This window comes from Oscillibacter sp., assembly GCF_040505565.1.
GTDB lineage: Bacteria > Bacillota > Clostridia > Oscillospirales > Oscillospiraceae > Oscillibacter.
Map to the genome: position 1 here is coordinate 39,782 of NZ_JBEUWZ010000001.1, position 6,946 is coordinate 46,727.

Genomic DNA, 6,946 nt, shown 5'->3' on the forward strand with positions numbered 1-6,946 from the left:
CGAATATGGATATCGCAGGGAATTGCGGCGAGTGCGTCCATTTTGACTATGACGAGGAGACGGACGCCAACTTCTGCAACATGGACCTGGACGAGGACGAGATGGAGCGCTTTTTGCGTGCCGATGCCCGCGCCTGTCCGTTTTATCGCCGGGGTGGCGACTATGAAACCGCCCGACGGCAGTAAGCCAAAAGGTCATAAATCATCAGTGAGTCGGAGAGGTCCGTGAGACCTCTCCGACTCACTGCGTTTCAGACGCGGGTCCGGGCGGACGTTTGGATTTGAAAGGGCATATACTGGTTCAAGGACGGGTAGGACCAGGAAAACCCGCACATCTTCGGTTCCGGGGAATCGCGGCCAGCAGTCCCCTGCGACAGAAGTAAGCACATTTAGATAGCCAGGCCGGTTCGCCATATTGAGCGCGAGGCCGGAAAAAATCAACTGTCGCGGCGGAAAAGAAGACCGGTGCATTTATATCGGACTGCCCGCTGCGGAATAAGGAGGACATTATGAATCAAGCCTATGTCGGCGCATTTGCTGCCGCTCAGTCCCACGCATCCAATGGGAGTGCTGCCGCTCCAGACGAAATGCATAGCGGGCTGGCCACTCCGGCAGTTCAGAGCCGTCCGACATCTATGCTTATTTGCGAAACGCCCACATGGCCCGCCGCTACGCCGCAGGTGACCCTACCGGCACAGCGAAGCGCCGATCTTCCCCGGACTATTACGCTTCAGCTGATTCCGGAGGCCCCTTTGAACGGTCAGGGGGCGTATGAGGGTTCCATAAAGGCGCTGCTGAACCGAAATGTCGGGCATTACATCGTGGCATGGTTTTTTATTGGTACGCAGGGCCTGGTGTCCTGGGAGGGATTTTTGCATTCCGTGGGCACCGACTACCTGATTATCTCTCAGCCGGATTTGGACCGGTATATCACTTGTGATCTGTATTCCCTGAAATTCGTCGAGCTCCACGATCAAAAGGGCATGGTACCCGCCTGCGCGGGGACCTGTCACAGGGATGGGACCCGTCCCTGGTAAAATTGTATGGAATTTTGCGGTTGTGCGGTTGTGCGGAAAGAGACGGCGTGTTAAAATCATCATAAAATGCAAAAGGTATCTATACGAAAGAGAGGAACCTAACATGGATTTTACTCAACTGGAAAAAGCCCGCTATTCCCTGCGAAAGTTCAGTGACCGCCCTGTGGAGCAGGAGAAGCTGGACCTGGTGCTGGAGGCTGCCCGCTGCGCTCCCACCGCCCACAACAACCAGCCCCAGCGCATTTTTGTTCTGAAAAGTGCGGAGGCGATGGAAAAGGCGGATACCTGCTCAGCCTACCACTTCCATCCGCCGTTGATGCTGGTAGTGGCTTATAAGGCGGAAGAAGCCTGGGTCCGGGATGGATTCGACAACAAAAATTATGGTGAGATCGATGCTGCCATTGCGGTGACCCAGATGATGCTCCAGGCGGCGGATCTGGGCCTTGGTACCACCTATGTGGGGAATTTCGATCCGCAGGCGCTGCTGGCTCAGTTCCCGGAGATGGAGGGCTGCACCCCAATCGCCATGCTGCCCATCGGCTATCCCGCGGAGGGAGCCCACCCCGCTCGCATTCACGAGGACCGCAAGCCTATGGAGGAGTTCGTCTCGGTTCTATAAAGTGAAGCATCCCCGCGGAGCGTTCCGCGGGGATGCCTTTTTAAATGCTTTTATCTGCGCCGCCCGTGGTATCCCCGGGAGTGGTGGGTGGGTTTCCCGTACCGGTAGTGACGGCGACCCAAAGTCAGCTTCCAGCCGACTCCCGCAACAATCAGAACGCCTATGACGACCAGTGCCACCTTTACGATCGTGCGGCTGAAAAACTGCTGGACGTTGTACCAGAATGTCAGGAGCTTGGAGGCCGCCACATCGTTCAATGCCACCAGCGGCACGGAGGTGTATACCGTACCGTTGTGGGACAGTTCCACGGAGCCCAGCTCCTGTCCGGCGGTGACAGGGGCGTTCACGCTCTCCGGCAGAACCAGCTTTCGGTCAAGGTCCTCCGGCTTCACGTCGTTGGGCAGGACCAGATCCACCTCAGAGGCGGGGTGGACCGCCACACTGTCGATCTTGCTGAGCGACACCGGTACATCCGCCAGCATATCCAAATCCGAGAGAACCTTTTGTGTGGAGAAGTTTGCAAAGCCCCACTGGAACAGGCGCTTTGTCTCGGAAAAGCTCTGTACATCCGCCACTCCGTCGGCTCCCACGACGCGCTCCGCGCCCAGCACCACGCTGATCAAGGTTCGGCTGCCCTGTGTGGCCGTGGAGACAAGGCAGTGTCCCGCCTCGCTGGTGGAGCCGGTTTTGACGCCGTGGGCATTGGAATAGAGATAGCCGTTGGCCCGCCAGTTGGAGAGCAGGTAGTTGGTCGTGTGGAGACGGCGGGTATCGGAGAGGTTGGTGGCGGGAATCTCTGCCACGCCCATGTCGCAGATGGTCATGAATTCAGGATATTTCAGTGCTGCCGTTGTAATGAGGTACAAGTCCCATGCGGAGGTATAGTGCTGAGAGTCATGCAGACCGTTGGGATTGGCAAAGTGGGTGTCCTCGCAGCCAAGCTCCTTGGCCTTGGCGTTCATGGCGTCCACAAAAGAACTCACACTGCCGCTGACCGCCTCGGCCAGCACGTCGCAGGCCTCGTTGGCGGAAACCACCAGCATGCACTTGAGAAAACTTTCCACAGACATGGTCTCGCCTACCTGAATGCCGGCGGAGCTGCCGTCGGAGGCAAGGCCGTTCAGCGCAGAGGAAGAGGCGGTGAGCTGCTGATCCAGCGTCAGCTTTCCCTGATCCACGGCCTCCAACGTCAGCAGCGCGGTCATGATCTTCGTCAGACTGGCGGGATACAACTCATCATGCTCATTCTTTCCATAAAGGATGGTGCCGGTGTCCTTGTCCACCAGCAGCGCGGCCTTGGCCTGAATGTTGGGGTCCGGTACCGGCGTGACCTCTCCGACCGCCGCCGCAGGGACAGCGGAAAAGCTCACCACTGTGAGCAGGAGCAAAAATGCAGAGAAAAAGCGTTTGATTTTCATGACAATCTCCAATAACCTGTGGTATAATGACCGCAGGACAGTCATTACCCAATTTAGACATATATACCACAACAGCGCTCCGCGCCTGTGGTATAATAGCCACAGAACGGCTCTTATACAAATTTGAATTTTACATACCCCGCAGCGGTGTTTCGCACCTGCGTACGGCCGCAGGGCGGCTTTGAGCTATTATGGCCACTTTGCCGACCTGGAGGCGGCTATATCCGGAAGAAACGGTGAGGGTGCGGCTGCCATTTGACAGGAGGCCCGTTATTCTGCATGCTATTTCAGTATAACAAATTTTTCGGGGGAGTTCAACCGTGGAAAGACAAATCCGACCGACAAAAACGGAGAAAATTCTGCTAATTCTGACAGCGGCTTTTCTCTGTCTGATGCTGGTCCTGCTGTTTCATGTCCGGGCCGGCGGGGCTGCGGGAAATTACGCGGTAGAGACGGAGCGGGCCGCTGCATCTTCGGAATTGACGCCGGATGTGACGCCGATGGACATCAATACCGCCGGGGTGGAGGAGCTGGCTACCCTGCCGGGTATCGGTGAGAAGCTCGCGGAGCGCATTGTAAAGTACCGGGAGGACAACGGAGACTTTGCCTCTGTGAATGATCTGGTGAACGTCGGCGGGATCGGCGAGGGAAAGCTGGATGCGCTGCGGGATTATGTGAGCGTTGGATAAAGGAAAAAGGAGAACGCGTTTTGAAGATTTTAGTAGTGGACGACGAGAAGCTCTTGGTCAAGGGCATGAAGTTTAATCTGGAGAACGAGGGCTATGAGGTGGAGTGCGCCTATGACGGAGCCACCGCCGTGGAGCTGGCCCGGAGCAACCGCTTCAATCTCATTATTTTAGATGTGATGATGCCCGAGCTGGATGGGATCGAGGCGTGTATGCGCATCCGGGAGTTTTCCAACGTTCCCGTCATCATGCTGACGGCGAAGAGTGAGGACTCGGACAAGCTGATGGGCTTTGAGTCCGGGGCGGACGACTATCTGACGAAGCCGTTCAACATTCTGGAGCTGAAGGCCCGTGTCCGGGCGCTGCTGCGCCGGGCCGGCGGGACTCAGCGGGCCCGGGGCGCTATGCTCACAGCAGGAGACCTGACGCTGGATACGGAGCAGCGGGTGGCCGTCCGGGACGGGGAAACGGTGGATCTGACGGCGAAGGAATATGATCTGGTCGAGCTTTTGATGCGCAATCCCCGGCGGGTCTACAGCCGGGAGAATCTGATGAACGTGGTCTGGGGGTATTCCTACGGCGGAGATTATCGGACGGTGGATGTCCACATCCGCCGCCTGCGGGAAAAATTAGAAAAGAATCCGGCGGAACCGGAGTATATCCTGACAAAGTGGGGAGTGGGCTACTATTTCAAAGGCTGAAGCAAAAGAGGAACCTCTGGTCCGAAACAGCTTGCAGCTGAAATTCGGGCTGAGCTACATTCTGCTGATTGCGGCGGTGCTGGTGCTGCTGAACACCTACCCATTGATCGTGTCGGAGGACCTGGTCTTTCGTTCCAAGGCTGCCACCATGGAGAACAGCGTGTCGGTGCTGGTGTCGTCTCTGGCAAATTTGGAGAGCCTGACGGAGGAAAACGTCTCCGCCGCCATGACGCTGGTGGAGTCTACCGATATGAGCCGTATCCTAGTCACCGATGCGGCGGGGAAGGTGCTCTATGATACCCGGGAGACTGACGGCGCCGTGGGGGACTACGCACTGTATACCGAGGTGGTGCAGGCACTTTTAGGCAACGATGCGTTTACATGCAGCTACCGAAGCGGCGCGTTCCGGAGCCGGGCGGCCTCACCGGTGCTGTATCAAAACCGCATTATCGGCGCGGTATACGCCTATGAGTACGATGTGGGGCAGGCGGCGCTGCTGCGGGGCTTCCAAAGCAATATCCGAAACTTGTCCATCATTGTCAGCGCCATGGTGCTGATGGTGTCCTTTGTGCTGTCCCGGGCTCTGACGGGGAAGATCAGCGAACTGCTCTCCGCCATTCGGCAGGTACGGGAGGGCGCATACAGCCATCGGGCCGTGGTCCGGGGTCATGACGAGATCGCGCAGATCGGCTATGAGTTCAACCGCCTCACGGACCGTCTTCAGACCACGGAGGATGTCCGGCGGCGCTTTGTCTCCGACGCGTCTCACGAGCTGAAAACGCCGCTGGCGGCTATCCGCCTGCTGACAGACTCCATACTGCAGACGGAGGACATTGATCCTGCCACTGCACGGGAGTTCGTGGCGGACATTGGACAGGAGGCGGACCGCCTCAGCCGCATCAGCGAGGACCTGCTTCGCCTGACCCGGCTGGATAGCGGTGTGTCCGCGCCGCCGTCGGAGGTGGACATGGGGCCGGTGCTGGAGCAGGTGCTGCGGATGATGGATCTGGTGGCGGAGGAGCGGCGGGTTGCGCTGCACTGCGACGCGGCGGAGTCCTGCCGGGTTCTTGCGACGAAGGATGAGCTCCATCAGGTCGTTTACAACTTGGTGGATAACGCAGTCAAGTACTCACACGACGGCGGGCAGGTATGGGTGTCGTTACGGCGGGAGAAGGGACAGGCTGTTCTGAAGGTAGCCGATGACGGCGTAGGTATTCCAGAAGAGGACCTGCCCCGCATTTTCCAGCGTTTTTACCGGGTGGATAAGGCCCGTTCCCGGGCCGCGGGCGGCACGGGTCTGGGACTTTCCATCGTGCAGGATACAGTGAGGAACCGAGGCGGCATCGTGGAGGCGGCCAACCGTCCGCAAGGCGGCGCGGAGTTTACTGTTTACTGGCCGCTGGTGACGGAAGGAGGCGACGCGGAATGAGACTCCGGGCGCTTTTGGCGCTTTGTGCCGTGGCGCTGCTGTCGGGATGCGTTTATGCGACGCATCAGGCCCAGACGGCGGATGCGGATAGCTATAACCTATATTACATGACTTCAAATCTGGAGAACTCCGCAGGAGGAGACGCCGTGGCTTCGGAAACTGTACTGATGGAAGATCTTCAGAAGCTGAATACCCAGGCTGCCGCGGAAAAACTGATGGGGACCCTGTTGGCCGGACCTCAGAGCGAGACGCTGAAAAGTCCCTTCCCCTCAGGCACGCAGCTAATCTCCGCGGCGCTGATCGACGGACATGTCACGGTGGATCTCTCGTATCCGTACAGTACGCTGTCCGGCATTTCGCTGACGATTGCGGATTACTGCATCACGTTGACGCTGATGCAGCTTTCGGAGGTCTCTTCCGTCTCCGTCACAGTCAGGGGACAGGAACTGGCCTATCGGGATAAGCAATATTTTACTGACACGGATGTGTTGCTCAGCAGCATGGAGGACGTAGTCAGCACCGTACCCGTGAAACTGTGGTTTTTAAACGAAGCGGGCGTGCTGACCGGCGTGGAGGAACGCCTGGACCTCTATGAGGGAGATACACAACTCTCCGCTTTGGTGGATGCGCTTAAGGCAGGACCGAAGGAGCGGGGGATGACATCCGCTCTGCCGGAGGGCTTTACGGTTTTGACCACGCAGCTTAGCGATGGAGTATGCTATGTAAATCTATCCGCTGCGATTCTTCCTGCGCTGCCGGAAAACACAGATTTGCAGCCTGCGCTTGATGCGCTGGCGATGTCCCTGACGTCCCTGGACGCGGTGCAGCAGGTGCGGTATCTGGTGGACGGCGAACCGGCGGACAACTATGGCTCCGCTTCCATTGCAGAGACTTACCCACGGGAAAACTGAAGAAAGAGCATTCCCGGTGCAATCTTGCATCGGGAATGCTCTTCTCATATGACCTATGCGAGGGCAGAAACCATCCAGCCTAGATTGCCACTATAAGGGAAAAAGATAGTAAATATCAAAAAAAGTAAAAAAGAAGGTAAAAAGGG

Annotated in this window: 8 protein-coding genes; 7 read left to right on the top strand and 1 reads right to left on the bottom strand. The window is 57.6% G+C overall.

From position 1 onward, the window contains the following. Positions 1 to 5 precede the first annotated feature (5 nt). From ABWQ15_RS00185 to ABWQ15_RS00195, 3 genes are all read left to right on the top strand, one after another. A complete protein-coding gene (locus ABWQ15_RS00185; RefSeq protein ID WP_353906801.1) occupies positions 6 to 185 on the top strand; it encodes a DUF6472 family protein in 180 nt (59 codons plus the stop codon). 323 nt (positions 186 to 508) lie between these two features. Continuing rightward, entirely contained in the window at positions 509 to 1,036 is a 528-nt protein-coding gene (locus ABWQ15_RS00190; protein WP_353906802.1) for a hypothetical protein, read from the top strand. Between the two features lie 103 nt (positions 1,037 to 1,139). Then, positions 1,140 to 1,655, top strand: coding sequence for a nitroreductase family protein (locus ABWQ15_RS00195; protein WP_353906803.1), 516 nt, complete (start codon positions 1,140 to 1,142; stop codon positions 1,653 to 1,655). A 50-nt stretch (positions 1,656 to 1,705) separates the two neighbouring features. Here the strand turns inward: ABWQ15_RS00195 and ABWQ15_RS00200 are convergent, their stop codons facing one another. After that, a complete protein-coding gene (locus ABWQ15_RS00200) occupies positions 1,706 to 3,073 on the bottom strand; it encodes a D-alanyl-D-alanine carboxypeptidase family protein (RefSeq protein WP_353906804.1) in 1,368 nt (455 codons plus the stop codon). A 320-nt stretch (positions 3,074 to 3,393) separates the two neighbouring features. Here ABWQ15_RS00200 and ABWQ15_RS00205 point away from each other — a divergent pair, with 320 nt between their 5' ends. Genes ABWQ15_RS00205 through ABWQ15_RS00220 form a run of 4 tightly spaced genes read left to right on the top strand, consistent with a single transcriptional unit; the run spans position 3,394 to position 6,800 of the window. Further along, positions 3,394 to 3,762 (top strand): ComEA family DNA-binding protein, encoded by a 369-nt coding sequence (locus ABWQ15_RS00205; protein WP_353906805.1) that lies wholly within the window; start codon positions 3,394 to 3,396, stop codon positions 3,760 to 3,762. Between the two features lie 20 nt (positions 3,763 to 3,782). Further along, complete coding sequence (locus ABWQ15_RS00210; protein WP_353906806.1) at positions 3,783 to 4,460, top strand: response regulator transcription factor; 678 nt, start codon at positions 3,783 to 3,785, stop codon at positions 4,458 to 4,460. Between the two features lie 31 nt (positions 4,461 to 4,491). Further along, positions 4,492 to 5,889 (top strand): sensor histidine kinase, encoded by a 1,398-nt coding sequence (locus tag ABWQ15_RS00215; RefSeq protein ID WP_353906807.1) that lies wholly within the window; start codon positions 4,492 to 4,494, stop codon positions 5,887 to 5,889. Then, on the top strand, positions 5,886 to 6,800 hold the full coding sequence (locus ABWQ15_RS00220; protein ID WP_353906808.1) for a GerMN domain-containing protein: 915 nt from the start codon (positions 5,886 to 5,888) through the stop codon (positions 6,798 to 6,800). Before ABWQ15_RS00215 ends, ABWQ15_RS00220 begins: the two co-directional genes overlap by 4 nt. Positions 6,801 to 6,946: the final 146 nt, after the last annotated feature.

What these genes read in the sequence shown, in the direction of transcription:
- ABWQ15_RS00200 (WP_353906804.1), bottom strand. Translation starts at nt 3,073, where the DNA reads ATGAAAATCAAACGCTTTTTCTCTGCATTTTTGCTCCTGCTCACAGTG.
- ABWQ15_RS00185 (WP_353906801.1), top strand. Translation starts at nt 6, where the DNA reads ATGGATATCGCAGGGAATTGCGGCGAGTGCGTCCATTTTGACTATGAC.
- ABWQ15_RS00195 (WP_353906803.1), top strand. Translation starts at nt 1,140, where the DNA reads ATGGATTTTACTCAACTGGAAAAAGCCCGCTATTCCCTGCGAAAGTTC.
- ABWQ15_RS00190 (WP_353906802.1), top strand. Translation starts at nt 509, where the DNA reads ATGAATCAAGCCTATGTCGGCGCATTTGCTGCCGCTCAGTCCCACGCA.
- ABWQ15_RS00220 (WP_353906808.1), top strand. Translation starts at nt 5,886, where the DNA reads ATGAGACTCCGGGCGCTTTTGGCGCTTTGTGCCGTGGCGCTGCTGTCG.